Source organism: Bradyrhizobium sp. 27S5 (assembly GCF_037217225.1).
Lineage (GTDB): Bacteria > Pseudomonadota > Alphaproteobacteria > Rhizobiales > Xanthobacteraceae > Bradyrhizobium > Bradyrhizobium septentrionale.
In genome coordinates, this window is the sequence record NZ_CP147714.1 from 4828397 (window position 1) to 4847435 (window position 19039).

Sequence of the window (19039 nt, forward strand, 5' to 3'; positions counted from 1 at the left end):
CCCGGCGCCGGAAGGCTCAAGACCAACCTAGACTGCGCCCCACGCGCATCGAACTCGACCCTGCAATCTGCAATGCCCGGGAGGCGCTCAGTGAAGAAGATTGAAGCCATCATCAAGCCCTTCAAGCTCGACGAGGTCAAAGAAGCGCTCCAGGAAGTCGGACTGCAAGGCATCACCGTGACCGAGGCCAAGGGATTTGGCCGCCAGAAGGGCCATGCCGAACTCTATCGCGGTGCGGAATACATCGTCGACTTCCTGCCCAAGGTGAAGATCGAGATCGTGATCGGCGACGATCTGGTCGAGAAGGCGATCGACGCGATCCGCCGCGCAGCCCAGACCGGACGCATCGGCGACGGCAAGATCTTCGTCTCCAACATCGAGGAAGCGATCCGCATCCGGACCGGCGAATCCGGGCTGGACGCTATTTGAGCCCGGTGCTATCCGGGAATTTCTGACGGCAAAGAGAAAAAAGGCTGCTTCGGCAGCCTGATTTCGTTTGAGCAGTCACACGAACTCGCCAAAAGCGAGAATAACGTCGCTCACCGCTGGAAACCGGCCCGCAAATCCAAAAGGGGTATTCATGAAGACCGCCAAAGACGTCCTGAAATCGATCAAGGACAACGACGTCAAATACGTCGACCTGCGCTTCACCGATCCGCGCGGCAAATGGCAGCACGTGACCTTCGACGTCGGCATGATCGAAGAGGACACCTTTGCCGAAGGCCAGATGTTCGACGGCTCCTCGATCGCCGGCTGGAAGGCGATCAATGAATCCGACATGTGCCTGATGCCCGACCCGCTCACCGCGACGATTGATCCGTTCTTCGCCGAGACCACCATGGTCATCGTTTGCGACGTGCTCGAGCCGACCACCGGCGAGCCCTACAACCGCGACCCGCGCGGCATCGCCAAGAAGGCCGAGGCGATGGTGAAGTCGCAGGGCGTCGGCGACACCGTGTTCGTCGGCCCCGAGGCCGAGTTCTTCGTGTTCGACGACGTGCGCTATTCGGCCGAGCCCTACAACACCGGCTTCCGCCTCGATTCCTCCGAGCTGCCGATCAACTCGGCCACCGAATATGAGGGCGGCAATCTCGGCCACCGCATCCGCACCAAGGCCGGCTACTTCCCGGTGCCGCCGCAGGATTCGGTGCAGGACATGCGCTCCGAAATGCTCGGCGCGATGAGCAAGATGGGCGTCAAGGTCGAGAAGCATCACCACGAAGTCGCTTCGGCCCAGCACGAGCTCGGCATGAAGTTCGACACGCTGACGCTGATGGCCGACCAGATGCAGATCTACAAGTACTGCATCCACCAGGTCGCCCACATCTACGGCAAGACCGCCACCTTCATGCCGAAGCCGGTCTATGGCGACAACGGCTCGGGCATGCACGTCCACCAGTCGATCTGGAAGGACGGCAAGCCGGTGTTCGCCGGCAACAAGTATGCCGACCTGTCGGAGACCTGCCTGCACTACATCGGCGGCATCATCAAGCACGCCAAGGCGATCAACGCCTTCACCAACCCGTCGACCAACTCCTACAAGCGTCTGGTTCCGGGCTATGAGGCTCCGGTGCTGCTCGCCTATTCGGCGCGCAACCGCTCGGCGTCCTGCCGCATCCCCTACACCGCGAACCCGAAGGCCAAGCGCGTCGAGGTGCGTTTCCCCGACCCGATGGCCAATCCCTATCTCGGCTTCGCTGCGATGCTGATGGCCGGCCTCGACGGCATCAAGAACAAGATCGATCCGGGTCCGGCGATGGACAAGGACCTCTACGATCTGCCGAAGGAAGAGCTGAAGCAGATCCCGACGGTGTGCGGCTCGCTCCGCGAGGCGCTCGAGAACCTCGACAAGGACCGCGGCTTCCTCAAGAACGGCGGCGTGTTCGACGACGACTTCATCGACGCCTATATCGAGCTGAAGATGACCGAGGTCGCCCGTTTCGAAATGACCCCGCACCCGGTCGAGTTCGAGATGTACTACTCGCTGTAAGACCTACGGCACCGTGAAATGCGAAAGGCGCTTCCGATGGAGGCGCCTTTTGTTTTTGGATGAACGCCCGATGGGTAGATCCGCGTAGATGGGGTAACGGGCCGGCCGCCCGCTCGCTACGGCGCGATTTGGAAGCGCGCTCGCGAGCGGCCTGTTGGTTGGAAGGCGGTCGTCCCTCAAACTGATGGTGTCAATAAACGGAGTCGGGCAAGCCCGCTCCAAGCATCATTAAGGGACGACCATGTACCACTATGCAGGAATCGACGTGTCTTTGGAATGCTCGAGCGTCTGCCTTGTCGATGGGACAGGTAAGATTTTGCGCGAGGCGAGGGTTGCGAGTGAGCCGGAGGCCTTGATCACCTGGTTGCGGTCGCTGGGGTTGGTGCTGGAACGGATCGGGCTGGAGGCTGGTCCGCTGTCGCAATGGCTCTACGCAGCGATGCGGGATGCGGGCCTGGCAGTCGAACTGTTGGAGACGCGGCACGTCCGCGATGCCTTCAAGGCGATGCCGGTGAAGTCGGACCGCAACGATGCCCGCGGGATCGCGCAACTGATGCGGCTGGGCTGGTTCCGGCCGGTGCACTGCAAGTCGATCGAAGCGCAGGAGACGCGGGCGGTTCTGACGGCACGCAAGCTGCTGCAGTCCAAGCTGCGCGACATCGAGAACAGCCTGCGCGGCGTGCTCCGCGGCTTCGGTCTGAAGGTCGGCACGACCACCGAGCGCACGTTCGCCGAACGCATCCGGGAGCTCGTAGCGGGCCATCCCGGACTTGAGATCGTGGCACAGGCGCTGCTCGAAGCCCACGCCGTGCTGCGGCGCGAGTTCAATGGCCTGGATAAGCACACCCAAAAGCTCGCCAGGTCGCACCCTCAAGCCCGCCTCCTGATGACGACACCGTCCGTCGGCCCGATCGTGGCGCTTACCTACGCCGCGGCGGTCGACGACCCGAAGCGCTTCCGGTCCTCGAAGGCGACGGGAGCGCATTTTGGCCTCACCCCGAAGAAGTACCAATCGGGCGAAACCGACTATACCGGCCGCATCAGCAAGATCGGCGATGCCTCCGTGCGCGAGGCGCTCTATCAGGCGGCTCACGTCATGCTGACCAAGCCGGTCAGGAACTGCTCGGCGCTGAAAGGCTGGGCGATGCGGATCGCCCGGCGCGCAGGCCTGCGCAAGGCCAAGGTGGCGCTCGCACGCAAGCTCGCCGTCGTTCTGCATCGCATGCTCGCCGACGCCAAACCGTTCAACCCGATGGCCAAGGCCTCGGCAACCTAAGCAAGGAGCAGCAATCGGTTCTGGGCGGGCCACGACACCAGGCTCTCCCTGAGCGAGGTCCCTGCGCCGGGACGATGGATCCGGTCAGGCCGCCATCCGGGAAGTGGCTCACAACCACGCTTCCGTAGATTGCCGGCCGGCTCCTCAATGCACCCCATCAGGCGACGGCCTTCGCGCCGATCCCGTACAGAAGCAAGTGCCCGGCGAGTGGATCACGCAAAAAGGGATTGACTTACAAAGGCCCGTTACAGAAGCCCGGATGAAGCGGAGCGAAATCCGGGAACGGTCGCGCCAATGCTGAGAGCTGCCCCGGATTACGCTTCGCTCCATCCGGGCTACGCACCTCGACACTTATCCTCGCGTCGCGCGCTTCCCCAATTTCGGCGTCTTGCGGTCGTTCGACAACCCGCTTGCGAACCCCTGTGTCGCCACGATCAGCGTCTCGATCGCGCGTGACGACCGGGCCTTGTTGGGCTTCGCCAGTTCCTGCAACAGCAACCCGTCGATGCCGGCCAGCATGAAGCGTGCGACATCGGCGCATCCCGCCGCGTCGAGCTCGCCGGTTCGTACGGCAACGCCCTGCAGGATGTCCTGATAGACCTTGACATAGGCGTCATACTGATAGGCTGCGAGCCCGGCAGCGTCGTCGCGCCGAAGCGCGTACAGCGTCAGCTCATACTGCACGATCTGCAGCTCGAGCGTTCGCTCGAGATAGCGCCAGCCGGCGCGCAGGGCTTCGCGGATGCAGCTCGCGATGTCGGCAGTATCGCCGGTTTCCTCGCGCAGCGCCGCGGTCGTCTCATCGATCAGGTGTTCGAGCACCGCCAGCAGCAGCGCGCTCTTGCTCTCGAAATGATAGTGCAGCGTGGCGAGGCGAACGCCGGCGCCGGCCGCGATGTCGCGCGTCGTCGTCGCCGCGACGCCGCCGGTCCCGAGCGCCTGCAAGGCTCCCTCAATGATCTGGCGCCGCGTTCGTTCGCCCTTGGGTTCGTTCTTGGGTTCGCTCTTGGCGCCGACCTGCTCACGTCCTGCGATTGTCATCCGTCTCTCCAATGCGCACGACGATTGTCTAGAGCCTTTTCCGTTCCGATGGAATCCGAACGGAGTTCTAGACTCTTGTTCTGACGCGTTTTCTTCACGCGAACCGGTATCCACTTCGCTCGAAAACGCGTCGGCCCGTGCCGCACAAATTTGCATGTTGCACAAAATTGGTCATTTGACCAATTTTATCGCCTGTGTTTATCCTTGCGGCAATGAGAACCGGGGTCCCGGGGGAAACAAATGTCGAGAGGAACGAGAAAATGACCACAGCAGCTGCTCGAAACAACGACACGCTGACTCGTCACGTCGTCTACCCCTTCGCCAATGCCAACTTCCTCGCCGAGAACCCGCCAATCTGCATCGAGGGCGGTGAAGGTGTCTACGTCTCGGACGGCCATGGCGGCCGCTATCTCGACGGACAGGCCGGGCTCTGGAACGTCAATGTCGGGCATGGCCGCCCCGAGATCAAACAGGCGATCATCGAACAGCTCGATCGTCTCAGCTTCTATTCGACCTTCGGCAACACCACCAACAGCCCGTCGGTGGCGCTGGCGGACGAGCTCTGCCGGCTGGCCGCGCCGGAAGGCATGGTCCGCGCGTTCTTCTCGTCCGGCGGCTCGGAGGCCAACGAGGCCGCGATCAAACTCGCCAAGCAATATTGGCGGCTCGCCGGCGAACCACTGCGCACCAAGATCATCTCGCTGCGCGGCGCCTATCACGGCGTGACGCTGGGCGCGCTGTCGGCCGGCGGCGTCAATGTCTACAAGGAGCAGTTCACGCCGCTGCTGCCGGGATTCTTCCAGGTCGAGACGCCGCACGCCTATCGCAACCCGTTCACGTCGGACCCGGAGGCGCTCGGCCGCCTCTGCGCCGAATTGCTCGAGCGCGAGATCGTCTATCAGGGAGCTGGCAGCGTCGCGGCCTTCATGGCCGAGCCGGTGCAGGGTGCCGGCGGCGTGATCGTGCCGCCCGCGAATTTCTGGCCGCTGCTGCGCGAGGTCTGCGACCGCCACGGCGTGCTCCTGATCGCCGACGAGGTCGTCACCGGCTTCGGCCGCTCCGGCAGCATGTTCGGCAGCCGCGCCTGGGGCGTCAAACCCGACATCATGGTGTTCGCCAAGGGCATCAACAGCGGTTACATCCCGCTCGGTGCCACCTTGATCAACGCGAAGGTCGCAGCCGCCTTCCAGTCCGACGACAAGTCGCAATTCACGCCGCGCGCCTTCATGCACGGCAACACCTATGCCGGCCATCCCCTCGCCTGCGCCGCCGCGATCGCCAATTTGCGCATCGTCGAGCAGGAGGAGCTGCCGGCCAATGCCGGGAAGGTCGGCGCCTATCTGCTGGCACGATTGAAGGACGTCCAGAAGCGCCACCCCAATATCGGCGACGTGCGCGGCAAGGGGCTGATGCTCGGCATCGAGCTGGTCGCCGATCCCGAGACCAAGCGGCCGTTCGATCTGGCGGAGAATTTCGGCCAGCGGATCTGGGAGCGCTGCGTCGCCAAGGGCGTCCTGATCCGCAACCTGGCCGACACGTTCATCATCTCCCCGCCGCTGACCTTCACGACCGAACACGCCGACAAGATCGCGGACACGTTCGACGAGGCGATCAGCGCAGTCGAATAGATCACACGAGGTCGGCGCGCCAGGACAGGGGATTGCTCGCATGGCTACTGGGTTCGTCTGCCATGAACTTTACATGTGGCACAACACCGGCAACTGGGCCCAGGTGTTTCCACCGGGATTGACGATCCAGCCCGGAATCCATGCGGAGAATCCGGAGACCAAGCGCCGCTTCCGCAATCTGGTCGAAGTCAGCGGCCTGCTCGATCATCTCGTGCAGATCAAGCCGCGCGCAGCGACAGTGGCAGAGCTCGCCCGCGTCCACACCGCGGACCATATCGCCCATATCAAGCACCTCAGCGACGCCGGCGGCGGCGACGCCAGCCACCTGACGCCGCTTGGCGCCGGCAGCTACGAGATCGCGCTGCTCGCGGCCGGTGGCGCCATCACGGCTGCCGATGCGGTCGCATCGGGCGCGGTCGAGACCGCCTATGCGCTGATCCGCCCGCCGGGGCATCATGCGCGGCCGGAGCTCGGCATGGGATTTTGCCTGTTCGCCAACGCAAGCATCGCGATCCGGCATTTGCAGGCCACGGGCCAGGTCTCGCGCGTCGCCGTTGTCGACTGGGACGTGCATCACGGCAACGGCACCCAGGCGGTGTTCTACGAAGACCCCAGCGTGCTGACGATCTCGCTGCACCAGGACAATCTGTTCCCGGCAAACTCCGGTTCACTTGCCGAGAACGGCGACGGCGCAGGCGATGGCTACAACATCAATGTACCGCTGCCGCCCGGCTCGGGCATCGGTGCCTATCGCAGCGCGTTCGAACGCGTCGTGCTGCCCGCACTGCATCGCTTCGCACCCGACATGATCGTGGTGGCGTCGGGCTTCGATGCGTCGGGCGTCGATCCGCTCGGCCGCATGATGCTGTCGTCGGCGGCGTATCGCGAGATGACGCGCATGCTGCGCGCCGCTGCCAAGACGTTGTGCAACGGCCGCATCCTGATGACGCATGAGGGCGGCTACTCGGAAATGTACGCGCCCTATTGCGGGCTCGCGGTGCTCGAGGAGTTGTCCGGCATCAAGACTGATATCGCAGATCCCTGGGAGCCATTGATGGCCGCGTGGGGCGGCAATGAGCTGCAGCCGCATCAGGCGGCGGTGATCGATGCGGCCGCGGCGCTCGTGAGCCGGCTGCCTGCTGCGCGTTGACGATGGGATTGGTGGAAGCAATCGACGGATGCCATGGCACGGTTCGTGCAACAACTGCTGCCGTGCATCTCCTGCTTTAGAGGGAGGCGTCGGATTGTCCGCGCCATAGACGAGGGTACTGACGATCATGCTTGACCGACGTTCACTTCTCGGCGGCGTTGCCGCAGGCGCGGGCTCGATTGCAATGCTGGCAAGCCTGAACAAGGAAGCCCGTGCCGCAGGCGGGCCAGTCAAGATAGGCTCGGCATTGCCGATGTCCGGATTCGCCGCCGCTGACGGCATCGAGTTCAAGAACGGCCTCACGCTCGCCGCCGAAGAGATCAACGCTGCCGGCGGTATCTTGGGACGTCCGATCCAGATCGCGATCGAAGACACCAAGGAGATGGGCGCCGATATCGTGACCCAGGCGATGCAGCGCCTGATCGATCGTCACTCGGCGAGCGCGATCATCAACGGATATAATGTCGGCACCAACATGGTGGAGATGGACGTCGCCGCAGACAACGACGTCATCTTCGTGCACTACAACACGCTGATCTCGCATAACACCAAATTCCTCAGCGACCCGCAGCGCTATTATTCCTGCTTCCAGGGCGATCCGCCGGAGTTCTACTACGGCCCCGGCTTCCTGCTGTTCTTGAAATCGCTGATCGACAACAAGCAGTGGAACCCGCCGAACCGCAAGATCGCAATCATCCCCTCGGCGAACGAATATTCGATCGTGATCGCCAACGCGATCCGCGACCGCGTCAAGGAATTCGGCTTCGAGCTCGGGCTCTACGAGACCGTGCCCTTCCCGACCAACCAATGGGGACCGACGCTTGCCAAGCTGCGTCAGGACCCGCCGGCCGCGATTGCGGTGACGCACTTCCTGCCGCAGGACCTGGCGCAGTTCATGACCCAGTTCCTGCCCGAGCCGACCCAGAGCCTGGTCTATATGCAATACGGACCGTCGCTTCCGGCCTTCCGCGAGATCGGCAAGGAAGCCATCAACGGCGTGATCTACTCCACGGTGATCGGCTGCCTGCCCGACGAATTCTCCGCGGCCTATCGCAAGACCTATCGCGAGAAGTTCGGCGCCAACGCCGCCTTCATCACGGGCTCGCAGACCTATGACGGGCTCTGGCACTACGCATTGTCGGCGGCGCTCGCCGGCGGCGCCAGCGAGCCGAGCAACAAGGAGCAGACCCGCAAGATCTCGGAGGCTATGAAGCGGCTGATCTATCGCGGCGTCAACGGCATCTACCACGCCGACCCGAAGGGCCAGTCCGCCTTCTGTTATCCGACCCAGATCAAGGATCCTTCGCTCGGCATGGCGCATCAGTTCCTGCAGCACCAGGACTACCGCACCGATCCCAAGCTGATCGCCCCCGCGCTCTATGCAACTGACACGATGAAGCTGCCGCCATGGATCAAGGCGTAAGAGGTTGACGCGGTGAGCTCCCCTGACCAGACGAACGGCCCGCTGCTCGTCTGCGAGGGCGTGACCAAGACCTTCGGTTCGCTCCGTGCGGTGGATGGTCTGTCGTTGACCGTTCGACCCGGCGAGGTGGTCGGGCTCGGTGGGCCGAACGGCGCCGGCAAGACGACATTCTTCGATGTCGTCACCGCCGTCACGGAGATCACCGACGGCCGCATCCTGTTTGCGGGGCGCGATATCACCGGATTTGCGGCGCACGAAGTGTGCCGCGCCGGCATCGCCCGCACCTTCCAGCTCAATGCGGCGTTCGACAGCCTCTCGGTCGAGGAGAATATCGAGGTTGCCGCCCATTTCGGCGACACCAACAGCCGCTTCCCGGGCTTTGCGATCAGCCGGGCCGCCCGGCAGCGCGCTGCCGCGGCGCTCGATCTGGTCGGCCTCTCCGGCCGGCAGCGCATCGCACGCGACCTGCCCGTGCTCGACCGCAAGCTCTTGATGATCGCGGGGGCGGTTGCAACCTCCCCGCAACTGCTGCTGCTCGACGAGCCGGTCGGCGGCCTCAGCCCGTCGGAGGTCGATCGCATCGCCGACGTCGTCAAGCGGCTGTCGGCATCGGGGATCGCGATCCTCTTGATCGAGCACGTCATGCGCTTCCTGCTCTCGCTGTCGACGCGCGTGGTGATCATGCACCACGGCAAATCGATCTTCGAAGGCGCGCCCTCGGCGGTCGCCGATGATCAGACGGTGGTCGAGACCTATCTCGGCAAGGCCGCGACCAACCGCCTCAAGGCCTTCTTCGTCAAGCAGCCGGAGCTGAGCGCCCATGGCTGAACCGTCGAGCGTCCCCTGCCTCGCCGTCAACGGTCTGGTGACCGGCTATGACGGCCGCAATGTCCTGACCGGCGTGTCGCTGTCGCTCAATGCGGGCGAGCTCGTCACCGTCGTCGGCCCGAACGGGCACGGCAAGACCACGCTGCTGCGCGCGATCTCCGGCCTGCTGCCGGTGCGCAAGGGCTCGGTGTCGCTGAATGGCCGGGTGATCTCGGGCCTGCCGGCGCATCGCGTCGCGGCAGGCGGCGTGATCCACGTACCGCAGGGCGATCTGTTGTTCGCCGGGATGAGCGTGCTCGAGAATCTCCTGATGGGCGCCTATCTCGATTCCGATCAGGCAGCGGTGGCCCGGCGTCTCGATGAGGTCTTCACGCTGTTGCCCAAGCTCGCCGAGCGCCAGACCCAGATCGCTGCCAGCCTCTCCGGCGGCGAGCGGCGCATGGTCGGCATCGGGCGCGGCCTGATGATGAAGGGCACGGTGATGCTGATCGACGAACCGTCGCTCGGCCTCGCCCCGATCATCATCGAGCAGATCTACGAGGTGATCGCGCGGCTGAAGGCGAGCGGCCGCACCATCCTGCTGGTCGAGGAGAATCCGGCGCGCGTCGCCGACATCGCCGACCGCATTCACCTGCTCGACAACGGCGCCTTCGTCTGGTCGGGCGAACCGTCCGTCCTGCTGCAGCGCGACGAGCTGCTCGCAACCTATCTCGGAGGCTGACGAATTGGAGATCATAGGACCCGTCATCGTCGCCGGGATCACCACCGGCGCCCTGTACGCGCTGGCGACGCTCGGCCTGTCGCTGGTCTGGGGCTCGCTCGGCATGCTCAACATGGCGCACGGCACGCTGTTGACGCTCGGCGGTTACGCGGCGTTCACGGCCGCCAGCCAGCTCGGCCTGCCGGTGCCGCTCGCGGTGCTTGCCGCAGCCGCGGTCGGCGGCGTGATCGGCGCGCTGATCTTCATGCTGGTCGCCTATCCGCTGTCGCGCCGCAGCCCCGAAACCTTCGAGACCACCATCATGATCGCGACCTTCGGCGTCGCGCTCACCCTCGAGAATACCGTGCTGCGGCTCTATGGCGGCCAGCCGCTGGGGCAGCCGCTCTCGGTCGGCGGTTCGATCAATCTCGGCGGCTTCGTGTTGCCCTGGCAGAACCTTGTCATCATCGTCAGCGCCATCGCGCTGATGGGCGCCACCGCGTTGTTCCTCACCCGGACCAGGGCCGGCCGCGCCATTCGCGCCACGGCGCAGAACCCGGATGCCGCCAAGCTGATGGGCGTGCCGGTGGCGCGGGTCTATCTGCAGGTCCTGATTCTATCAGGCATGCTCGCCGGCGTCTGCGGCGTGCTGGTCTCGTCGATCACCCAGCTCTCGCCGTCGCTCGGCGCCGATCCGATGCTGAAGGCCTTCATCATGTGCGTGGTGGCCGGGCTCGGCAATCTGCCCGGCGCGATCATCACCTCGTTCGGTCTCGCCATCGTCGAGGCGCTGGTGCAGTTCCTGGCCGGTGCGCGCTGGGGTTTCCCTGCGCTGCTCGCCATCGTGATCCTGGTGCTCATTCGCCGGCCCGGCGGATTGTTCGGCCGGGTCGAAGTGCGACGGCTGTGAGGTCGATGTGAAACGCCAGGATCTCGCCAACCTGCTGATCGGTCTCGTCGTCCTCGCCGCTGCGGTCGCACTGCCGTTCTACGTCGACAGCCGCTACGTGATCGGCCAGGTCACGCTCGGCCTGTTCTATGCAATCGTCGCCTCGCAGTGGAACCTGCTGTTCGGTTTCTCCGGCGTGTTCTCGCTGGCGCAGATGGCGCTGTTCGGCTTCGGCGGCTACGCCACCGCGATGCTGTGCTTCTATTTCGGCCTCAACGTCTGGGCCGCGATGCCGCTCGCGGCCATTGCGACCGTGCTGTTCAGCCTGGTGATCGGTGCGGCGTGCCTGCGCCTGAGCGGCGCCTATACCGCGCTGCTGACGCTCGCGGTCGCGCAGGTGATGTATCTGTTGATCGTCACCGACACCGACTGCTTCGTCATGGTCGGCACGCAGTGCCGGCAACTCACCGGCGGCGCGGTGGGCTTCGCGCGCTTTGGCGATCTCGGCTCGCGCGCGATGTTCAAGGCCAAATATCTTGTCGCTGACTACGCGCTGGTGGTGGCGTTGTTCGCGGTCACGATGCTGTTCACCTGGGCCATCATCCGCGGTCCGATCGGGCTCGCCTTCCGCGCGCTGCGCGACAATCCCGGCTGCGCCATGGCGCGCGGCATCAGCCGCTTCCAGATGCAGCTGCTGATGTTCGGCCTCTCGGCCTTCTTCACCGGGCTCGCCGGCGGGCTCTATGCCGCGCATTTCAACGCGATCGGCCCCGGCGTGCTGTCGTTCTCGCAGCTGTTCTTCATCATCGCGATGGTGGTGGTGGGCGGCATCGGCCGGCTCTGGGGGCCGCTGGTCGGCGCCATCGTGCTGGTCGCCGCCGACGAAGCGATGCGCGAGATCGGGGAATTCCGCTCGCTCGGGCTCGGCATCATCATCGCCGCGGTGATGGTGCTGATGCCGAACGGCCTGATCGGCCTGTTCGAGAGCATTTTCGACAGACTGCGGCGGCTGCGCTCGCGCAGTCCTGCGATGACAGCAGAAATATCCGGCGACACGCCGGCGTGACCAGTGGAGTGACAGATGTACGATACGATCATCGTGGGCGCAGGTTCAGCCGGCTGCGTGCTGGCCAATCGGCTCTCCGCCGATCCCGCCCGCAAGGTGCTGGTGCTGGAGGCCGGCCGTGCCGCGCCGCTGGCGTCCGACATTCCCTCGGACTGGCCGACGATGTTCAACACGGCGGTCGACTGGGGCTTCTACACCGAGCCGCAGGCCGGCTGCCGCGGCCGCCGCGTGTTCTGGCCGCGCGGCAAGATGGTCGGCGGCTCCGGCGCGATGAATGCGATGATCTACATCCGCGGCCTGCCGTCCGACTATGACGGCTGGGAGAAGGCCGGCTGCACCGGCTGGGGCTGGCGCGACGTGCTGCCGGATTTCATCGCGTTCGAGAACAACGCCGACTTCACCGACAGCCCGCTGCACGGCACCGGGGGTCCGCTCCATGTCGCCCATGTTCCGTTCGTCGACCCCAACGAGCTGCGCTGGCTCGAAGCCGCAAAGGCCGCCGGCCACGCGCACAATCTCGACTTCAACGGCGAGAGCCAGGAGGGCGCCGGCTTCTTCCAGTTCGTGATCAAGCAGGGCGAGCGGTTCGGAACCGGCAAGGCCTATCTGCGTCCGGCACTGGAGCGCGCCAACCTGACGGTCAAGACCGGCGTCCGCGTGATCCGGATTGTCATCGAAAGGGGCCGCGCCACTGGCGTCGAATATCTCGAAAACGGGCAGCTCAAGACGGCAAACGCATCCGGCGATATCGTGATGTCATCGGGTGCGATCGGCTCCGCCCAGCAATTGCTGCTGTCGGGCATCGGCCCCGCCGACGAGTTGAGGGCCGCAGGCGTCACGCCGGTGCACGACCTTCCCGGCGTCGGCAAGGATCTTCAGGACCACATCAACATTCCCATCACCTTCTACACCAAAGAGAAGATCGGCGTCGGCGCCTGGACCGACGAGAGCCTCGAAGCCAGCCTGCAGGAATGGCAGGAGAGCCGCAGCGGTCCCCGCTCCTCGCCCTGGGTCGCGGCAGGCGCCCATGTCCGCAGCCGCCCTGACGTCGAGCCCGATCTGCAGCTCTATGGCGCCATCAGCCCGCACCGTGACTACGTCCGCTTCCTGTCCGCGAAGCCGGGCATCACGCTGCATTCGACCTTGCAGCGGCCGAACAGCCGCGGCGAACTGACCCTGCGCTCGGCCGATCCGCTCGAATATCCCGCGATCGATCCGCGCTACTTCTCGTCCGACGCCAGTGGCCGGGATATCGCAACCCTGGCGGAAGGCGTGCGGATCAACCGCCGCATCGCGGCGCAGTCGCCGCTCAAGGAGCTGATCGAAAGCGAGATCACGCCGAGCTTGGAGGCGATCAGCGACGCCGACATCGCCGACTACGTGCGCGGCCATTGCACGACGCTGTATCATGCCGCCTCGACATGCCGGATGGGCAACGATCGGATGGCTGTGGTCGATCCCACAAGCTTCAAGGTCCATGGCCTTGACGGCCTTCGGGTGGCCGACGCATCCGTGATCCCGATCATGATCTCGGGCAATATCCAGACCCCGACGATCCTGATCGCCGAACGCGCCGCGGCCGCGATCGGTGCGAGCGGGCCTGCTGCGTAGCGCCAGCGTCGATCTCCCGGCGGCGCGTGCAAAAGGCGCTTCCGGCGGAAGCGCCTTTTGTCCCAGTCCCGGCGGTTACACCCTCGCCTTGGCGATCCTGCGCCCGCCGGCGTCGAGCGCGCCGAAGGTGCCCGCGATCATGTCCGGTGTCGGGATCATGCCGCCGAGCGACCAGCTCGCCGGCTCGCCTTCCTCGATCTTGACCCAGACGTTGCGGCGGAAGTCAGGGTTGCCCTGACCCTCGACCTCGACCATCAGGTCGGTGACGCGCTCGAGCAGCACTTTCTTCTGCGCGACGTCGAAGATGCCGCGGACGGTGGAAATGGTGACGTAAGGCATGGTCTCTCTCCATTGCTGAGGTGGTGACGACGCAACCAAGATGGACCGGCAGGGCTCAATCAGGCAGTGGCCGATCGGACAGAGATCGGGCAATATCTGCCACAGCCCGATTGCGCCGATCGGCTAGGATGACGGCAATTTCAGGAGGCCTCATGAAGCTTACGATCCTCGCCTTGGAAGGCTGCATGCAGTCGGCGGTCGCCGGCATCGCCGACATCCTCACCCTCGCCAACCATGTGATGCAGCTGCGCGGCAGCAAGGCACGCTTCACCTGGCAGACGCTCTCGCTCGACGGCAAGGCGGTGCGCGCGGGCGGCGGCAAGCTGCTCGCGGTCGACGGCGCAATCAGCAAGCGGACGGCTTGCGACGCGATCATCGTGCCGGGCAGCCTGGTCGATCATCTGACCGCCGAGCGCCTGCAGCCGCAATATGACCGCGCCGGCGCCTGGCTGCGCCAGCAGCATGCCGGCGGCAAGTTGATCGGCGCGTTCTGCAGCGGCGTGCTGCTGCTCGCCAATGCCGGCCTGCTCGACGGCCGCCGTGCCACCATCACCTGGTGGCTGCAGAGCGAGCTCCGCCGCCGCCATCCCAGGGTCGATCTCGCCAGCGATGCCGTCCTCACCCAGGCCGATCGGCTGGTCTGCGCCGCCGGCCCGATGTCGTGGGTCGATCTGCTGCTGCGGCTGATCGAGATCGTCGAGGGCCCGGAGGTCGCAAAGGTCTGCGCCGACTATGCCGTGATCGACACCGCGCAGCGCACGCAAGCGATCTTCATGCCGCTCGGCTACATGCTCGCGCAGGACCCGCTGCTGATGAAGGCGGACATGCTGGTGCGCCGCACCGGCAAGGCGCCGATCACGGTGCGCGGCCTCGCGCATGCGCTGGGCCTCAGCGAACGCACGCTGAACCGGCGCTTCCGCGAGCTGACCCACGAGCCGCCGCAGGCCTTCATCATGCGCCGCCGCGTCGAGCACGCCCGCACGCTCCTGGAGACAACAACGCAGCCGATCAAGTCCATCGCCCGCACCACCGGCTATGAAGACGAGAGCAGCTTTCGCAAAGCCTTCCGCAAGCTCACGCTGACCTCGCCCCAGGCCTATCGCGCACAGCGATCGATGCGCGCGGCACAATCGTAGCAATCCCGGAAGACTACGGTCAGCAACACTGACGAACCCTATGAGGTGACGCGAATCGGCACACCGGCTGGTGCTTCGGGATCGACAATAATCGGGGCCGGGTGTTCACTAGCTGCAAGGACCCGAAAGCGGCTTCCGATAAAAACAGACACATTCATTTATGCAGGGGGAGAAACGAGATGTCTTTCGTCGCACGACGAATGGCGGCGCTTTCGACCGCCATCATCATCCTCGCTGCCGGTGCAGGCAGCGCATTTGCCCAGAAGAAATACGACACCGGCGCAACCGACACGGAAATCAAGATCGGCAACATCATGCCCTACAGCGGACCGGCATCCGCCTATGGCACCAGCGGCCGGGCTCAGGCGGCCTATTTCCGCAAGGTCAACGCCGAGGGTGGGATCAATGGCCGCAAGATCACCTTCATATCCTATGACGACGGCTACAGTCCGCCGAAAGCCGTCGAGCAGGCGCGCAAGCTGGTCGAAGGCGACGAGGTCCTGCTGATCTTCGCAGCACTCGGCACAGCATCCAACAGCGCCATTCAGAAGTACATGAACGGGAAGAAGGTGCCGCAGCTATTCATCCAGACCGGTGCGACCAAGTGGAATGATCCGCAGAACTTCCCGTGGACCATCGGCTGGCAGCCCAGCTATCAGAGCGAGGGACGAATCTACGCCAAGCACATCCTGAAAGAAAAGCCGGGCGGCAGGATCGCCGTGCTCTACCAGAACGACGACTACGGCAAGGACTACCTGAAAGGCCTGAAGGATGGCCTCGGCGACAAGGCGGCGTCGATGATCGTTGCCGAGGATACCTACGAGGTGGCCGAGCCGACCATCGACACACACATCGTCAAGATGAAATCACTGAATGCCGATGTATTCGTCGACATTGCCACGCCGAAATTCGCGGCGCAGGCCATCAAGAAGGCGGCGGAGATCGGCTGGAAGCCGTTACACATCCTCAATTCGGTCGGTTCCTCGATCGGCGCCGTGATCCAGCCTGCCGGCGTCGAGAACGCGCAGGGGATCATTTCGGTGGCCTATCTGATGGATCCGCTCGATCCACAATGGAAGGATGACCCCGGCATGAAGGCGTTCGACGAATACCTCTCCAAATACTTCCCCGAGGGCAATCGGGCCGATGGCCTAGTGGTGACGGGTTACAATGTGGCGCAGACGCTGGCTCAGGTGCTCAAGCAGTGCGGCGACGATCTCACGCGCGAGAACGTGATGAAGCAGGCCGCGAACCTGAAGGACTTCAGGACCAACAACCTGCTGCCGGGCATCACGATGAACACCAGTCCGATCGACTTCGCTCCGCTCAAGCAGATGCAGCTCAGACGATTCAAGGGCGAGAGATGGGAGCTGTTCGGGCCCATTCTCAGCGCGGAAGTCGGAGGTTAGCGCGATCAGTAGGATGGGTGGAGCGAAGCGATACCCACCATCTCACGCCTTGCGCAGGGGCGATGGGTTTCGCGTCGCCCTCCCCATCCGATCCCGGTCCGGGCTGTGCAGCGTCACAAGCCATGTCTTTTGACTGAGTTCGATCGCAACGAAAATTGTGCCACAATGACTGGCGGTGGGCGTGCCTGCGGTCGATGCTTGCATCTGACTTCTCTGATGGTTCACCCAAAACTATCGGAAAGGCCACGCTCACCGCCCCATGGAATCTACGGACCTGCGATCGGACTACACCCGGAACAGCTTCGCATACTTCGCCTTGATCTCCTCGCTCTGCGCCTGCACCTGGGCCGGATCGGCCTTGAGCATCTTGAGCTTGCCGAGCGGCACGTGGCCGGCCTTTTCCTTCACCTTGCCGTGGAACGAGCGGTGCGCGAACTCGTCGGCCAGCAGCTGCTGGGTCTCGGCGCTGAAGACATAGCTCTGGAACAGCCGCGCCGCATTCGGGTTCGGCGCGTTCTTGAAGATGCCGCTCGGCACGATGATCAGCGGCGCGCCCTCAGTCGGATAGATCACCTCGACCGGCTTGCCCTGATCCTTGGCCAGAACAAGATTATAGTCGTTGCCGTCGGCCATCACGGCGCGCTCGCCGAGCAGGATCTTCTTCGGCGGATCGGCCGCCGACTGCACCTGCATCACCCGCTGCTGCGCGAGCTTCTCCAGATAGGGCCAGCCGAGATCGCGCGCCAAGACGAAGGTCGCGGTCATGATCGCGCCGGAATAGCCCGGGTGGCCCTTGACGATCTTGCCGCGCCATTTCGGATCGAGCAGGTCGGCGTAGCTCTTCGGCGCTTCCTCGCGCTTCACCTGCTCGGTGTTGTAGCCGATCACCTCGAACCAGGCGCAGGATGTCGCTGACGTGCCGTCGGGATCGATCTGGTCGGTGGGAAAATGCTTTGCGACCTCTTCGGGCACATAGGCGGCGAGCCAGTCGTTCTTCTTCCAGTCGAGATAATGGGCGGGGTCGGTCGAGTTGGCGACGTCGACGGCATTGATGCCGCTGCCCTGCTCTTGCGCGATGCGCTGGAAGATCCGCTCGGCGCCGGAGCGCTCGACGCGGACGCTGATGCCTGGATATTTCTGCTCGAAGTCGCGCGCGAGACGCTCGGCCGTGTTGAGCTCAAGCGCGCTGTAGAACGAGATCTTGCCTTCCTTCTTGGCGGCTGCGATCAGCTCCGGCGTCACCGCCTCGGCCGGCGGCGCGGCCGCCCTTAAGGGTTCGGCGAACACCACGCCGGCCGCGGTCGCCGCCGTCGCCTTGAGCCAATCGCGTCTCGACCATTTGCGGTCCTGCATTCCATGCTCCCTGAGATCGGGCCGTTGACCGGCCGCGCCGTTGTTGTGCAGCGATGATAGATCATGATCGATGGACATGTGCAGCGGTTTTCATCGCCAGCTTTGGCGGAACACCCGCATCCAATTGTCGAAGGCGATCTTGCGCAATGTGGCGTCATCGAAGCCGTGCGCGCGCAGGGCCTGGATCAGGTTTGGCAGATGACTGGCATCCCTGACCGGGAGGGGCATGAGCGCGCCATCGAAGTCGGACCCCAGCGCAACGTGGTCGTCACCCATTCGTTCAACCAGGTAGCCGAGGTGAGCGACGACCGTCTCGATCGGGATGTCCGGATCACGCTGCGCGTCCGGGCGCACTTCGGACACACTGAAATTGAAACCCACGAGGCCGCCTGATGCCTTGACCGCGTCGAGCTGCCGGTCGGTCAGGTTGCGCGTCGCGCGGCAGATCACATGCGCGCACGCATGGGTCGCCACGATGGGCGCGGCACTGATTGCAGCGACGTCCCAGAAGCCGCGCTCGTTGAGATGCGACACATCGACCATGATTCCGAGCCGGTTGCAGGCCTGCACCAGCCCTTTGCCAGCGTCCGTCAAGCCGGGACCGGTGTCCGGTGAGCGCGGATAGGCGAACGGCACGCCATGGCCGAAGATATTGGGGCGGCTCCAGACCGGGCCGAGAGAACGCAGGCCGCGGGCGTAGAGCTGCTCCAGCCCGTCCAGATCGGCGCCGATCGCTTCAGCGCCCTCCAGATGCAACACGATCGCGAACGCGGCATCTTCGCGCGCCGCCTCGATCTCATCCACGGTTCGCGCCCATCGGATGTTCCCGCCGGCGCGGGCCACCATGGTCTCCAGCGCACTCAATTGCGCATTGATGGTGCGGCGCGCGTAAGCCGGATCGAGCGGGTCCGCAAGACGGACCTCGTATCCGTCATCCGTTCGCGTGAAACCGCCCTCTCGTGGATGTTCCGCCCCGGCGAACATCGCGAACAGACCGCCGATCATGCCACCTTCGCGCGCACGCGGCAGGTCGAGGTGGCCTTCCTCCGAGCGGATCAGAAAATCGCGCCCGCCTTCCCGGTATTCGGCGAGGTGTTGAACGGCATCATTGTGGCCATCGAAGATCGCAACCTTGCCGCTTGCCTGCACCGTGCTGCCCCCTCGTCCAACTTGCCTCGCTCAGGCTACGGCAACGCTGAC

17 protein-coding genes are annotated in these 19039 nt (G+C 64.5%); 13 read left to right on the top strand and 4 right to left on the bottom strand.

Annotation, left to right across the window (positions count from 1 at the left end):
* Positions 1 to 90 precede the first annotated feature (90 nt).
* The 3 genes from WDM24_RS22585 (at position 91) to WDM24_RS22595 (ending at position 3266) form a co-directional block, all read left to right on the top strand.
* Positions 91 to 429, top strand: a complete 339-nt coding sequence (locus WDM24_RS22585; protein WP_011441447.1) for a P-II family nitrogen regulator — start codon at positions 91 to 93, stop codon at positions 427 to 429.
* Positions 430 to 580: 151 nt separating this feature from the next.
* Entirely contained in the window at positions 581 to 1990 is a 1410-nt protein-coding gene (gene glnA / locus WDM24_RS22590) for a type I glutamate--ammonia ligase (RefSeq protein WP_338689038.1), read from the top strand.
* A 241-nt stretch (positions 1991 to 2231) separates the two neighbouring features.
* Positions 2232 to 3266, top strand: coding sequence for an IS110 family transposase (locus tag WDM24_RS22595; RefSeq protein ID WP_338826979.1), 1035 nt, complete (start codon positions 2232 to 2234; stop codon positions 3264 to 3266).
* 351 nt (positions 3267 to 3617) lie between these two features.
* Here WDM24_RS22595 and WDM24_RS22600 read toward each other — a convergent pair whose 3' ends face one another.
* Complete coding sequence (locus WDM24_RS22600) at positions 3618 to 4307, bottom strand: TetR/AcrR family transcriptional regulator (RefSeq protein WP_166296124.1); 690 nt, start codon at positions 4305 to 4307, stop codon at positions 3618 to 3620.
* 260 nt (positions 4308 to 4567) lie between these two features.
* Here WDM24_RS22600 and WDM24_RS22605 point away from each other — a divergent pair, with 260 nt between their 5' ends.
* The 8 genes from WDM24_RS22605 (at position 4568) to WDM24_RS22640 (ending at position 13602) form a co-directional block, all read left to right on the top strand.
* Positions 4568 to 5935, top strand: coding sequence for an aminotransferase class III-fold pyridoxal phosphate-dependent enzyme (locus WDM24_RS22605; protein WP_338689041.1), 1368 nt, complete (start codon positions 4568 to 4570; stop codon positions 5933 to 5935).
* 40 nt (positions 5936 to 5975) lie between these two features.
* Entirely contained in the window at positions 5976 to 7085 is a 1110-nt protein-coding gene (locus tag WDM24_RS22610) for a class II histone deacetylase (RefSeq protein WP_166296130.1), read from the top strand.
* Between the two features lie 127 nt (positions 7086 to 7212).
* Positions 7213 to 8508, top strand: a complete 1296-nt coding sequence (locus WDM24_RS22615; RefSeq protein WP_166296133.1) for an ABC transporter substrate-binding protein — start codon at positions 7213 to 7215, stop codon at positions 8506 to 8508.
* 12 nt (positions 8509 to 8520) lie between these two features.
* Positions 8521 to 9336 (top strand): ABC transporter ATP-binding protein, encoded by an 816-nt coding sequence (locus WDM24_RS22620; RefSeq protein WP_338826981.1) that lies wholly within the window; start codon positions 8521 to 8523, stop codon positions 9334 to 9336.
* On the top strand, positions 9329 to 10057 hold the full coding sequence (locus WDM24_RS22625; RefSeq protein ID WP_338826982.1) for an ABC transporter ATP-binding protein: 729 nt from the start codon (positions 9329 to 9331) through the stop codon (positions 10055 to 10057). Before WDM24_RS22620 ends, WDM24_RS22625 begins: the two co-directional genes overlap by 8 nt.
* Positions 10058 to 10061: 4 nt before the next feature.
* Entirely contained in the window at positions 10062 to 10946 is an 885-nt protein-coding gene (locus tag WDM24_RS22630; RefSeq protein ID WP_338826983.1) for a branched-chain amino acid ABC transporter permease, read from the top strand.
* A gap of 7 nt (positions 10947 to 10953) precedes the next feature.
* Positions 10954 to 11991, top strand: a complete 1038-nt coding sequence (locus WDM24_RS22635) for a branched-chain amino acid ABC transporter permease (RefSeq protein ID WP_338689052.1) — start codon at positions 10954 to 10956, stop codon at positions 11989 to 11991.
* A 15-nt stretch (positions 11992 to 12006) separates the two neighbouring features.
* Positions 12007 to 13602 (top strand): GMC family oxidoreductase, encoded by a 1596-nt coding sequence (locus WDM24_RS22640; protein WP_338689054.1) that lies wholly within the window; start codon positions 12007 to 12009, stop codon positions 13600 to 13602.
* Positions 13603 to 13677: 75 nt separating this feature from the next.
* Here the strand turns inward: WDM24_RS22640 and WDM24_RS22645 are convergent, their stop codons facing one another.
* Positions 13678 to 13941, bottom strand: coding sequence for a tautomerase family protein (locus WDM24_RS22645; RefSeq protein WP_166296144.1), 264 nt, complete (start codon positions 13939 to 13941; stop codon positions 13678 to 13680).
* 152 nt (positions 13942 to 14093) lie between these two features.
* On the opposite strand from WDM24_RS22645, the gene WDM24_RS22650 reads away from it, so the two are divergent.
* Positions 14094 to 15077, top strand: coding sequence for a GlxA family transcriptional regulator (locus WDM24_RS22650; protein WP_338826985.1), 984 nt, complete (start codon positions 14094 to 14096; stop codon positions 15075 to 15077).
* A 179-nt stretch (positions 15078 to 15256) separates the two neighbouring features.
* The gene (locus WDM24_RS22655) at positions 15257 to 16486 is read left to right on the top strand and encodes an ABC transporter substrate-binding protein (protein ID WP_338826986.1); all 1230 of its coding nucleotides are present in this window, start codon (positions 15257 to 15259) and stop codon (positions 16484 to 16486) included.
* Positions 16487 to 16771: 285 nt separating this feature from the next.
* Here the strand turns inward: WDM24_RS22655 and WDM24_RS22660 are convergent, their stop codons facing one another.
* On the bottom strand, positions 16772 to 17917 hold the full coding sequence (locus WDM24_RS22660) for an ABC transporter substrate-binding protein (RefSeq protein ID WP_338826988.1): 1146 nt from the start codon (positions 17915 to 17917) through the stop codon (positions 16772 to 16774).
* Between the two features lie 12 nt (positions 17918 to 17929).
* A complete protein-coding gene (locus WDM24_RS22665) occupies positions 17930 to 18988 on the bottom strand; it encodes a dipeptidase (protein ID WP_338826990.1) in 1059 nt (352 codons plus the stop codon).
* Positions 18989 to 19039: the final 51 nt, after the last annotated feature.

Bases quoted from the DNA above. Each gene is read 5' to 3' on its own strand.
- WDM24_RS22605 (WP_338689041.1), top strand. From the start codon at position 4,568: ATGACCACAGCAGCTGCTCGAAACAACGACACGCTGACTCGTCACGTC.
- WDM24_RS22650 (WP_338826985.1), top strand. From the start codon at position 14,094: ATGAAGCTTACGATCCTCGCCTTGGAAGGCTGCATGCAGTCGGCGGTC.
- WDM24_RS22655 (WP_338826986.1), top strand. From the start codon at position 15,257: ATGTCTTTCGTCGCACGACGAATGGCGGCGCTTTCGACCGCCATCATC.
- WDM24_RS22600 (WP_166296124.1), bottom strand. From the start codon at position 4,307: ATGACAATCGCAGGACGTGAGCAGGTCGGCGCCAAGAGCGAACCCAAG.
- glnA (WP_338689038.1), top strand. From the start codon at position 581: ATGAAGACCGCCAAAGACGTCCTGAAATCGATCAAGGACAACGACGTC.
- WDM24_RS22615 (WP_166296133.1), top strand. From the start codon at position 7,213: ATGCTTGACCGACGTTCACTTCTCGGCGGCGTTGCCGCAGGCGCGGGC.
- WDM24_RS22640 (WP_338689054.1), top strand. From the start codon at position 12,007: ATGTACGATACGATCATCGTGGGCGCAGGTTCAGCCGGCTGCGTGCTG.
- WDM24_RS22625 (WP_338826982.1), top strand. From the start codon at position 9,329: ATGGCTGAACCGTCGAGCGTCCCCTGCCTCGCCGTCAACGGTCTGGTG.
- WDM24_RS22595 (WP_338826979.1), top strand. From the start codon at position 2,232: ATGTACCACTATGCAGGAATCGACGTGTCTTTGGAATGCTCGAGCGTC.
- WDM24_RS22610 (WP_166296130.1), top strand. From the start codon at position 5,976: ATGGCTACTGGGTTCGTCTGCCATGAACTTTACATGTGGCACAACACC.
- WDM24_RS22660 (WP_338826988.1), bottom strand. From the start codon at position 17,917: ATGTCCATCGATCATGATCTATCATCGCTGCACAACAACGGCGCGGCC.
- WDM24_RS22645 (WP_166296144.1), bottom strand. From the start codon at position 13,941: ATGCCTTACGTCACCATTTCCACCGTCCGCGGCATCTTCGACGTCGCG.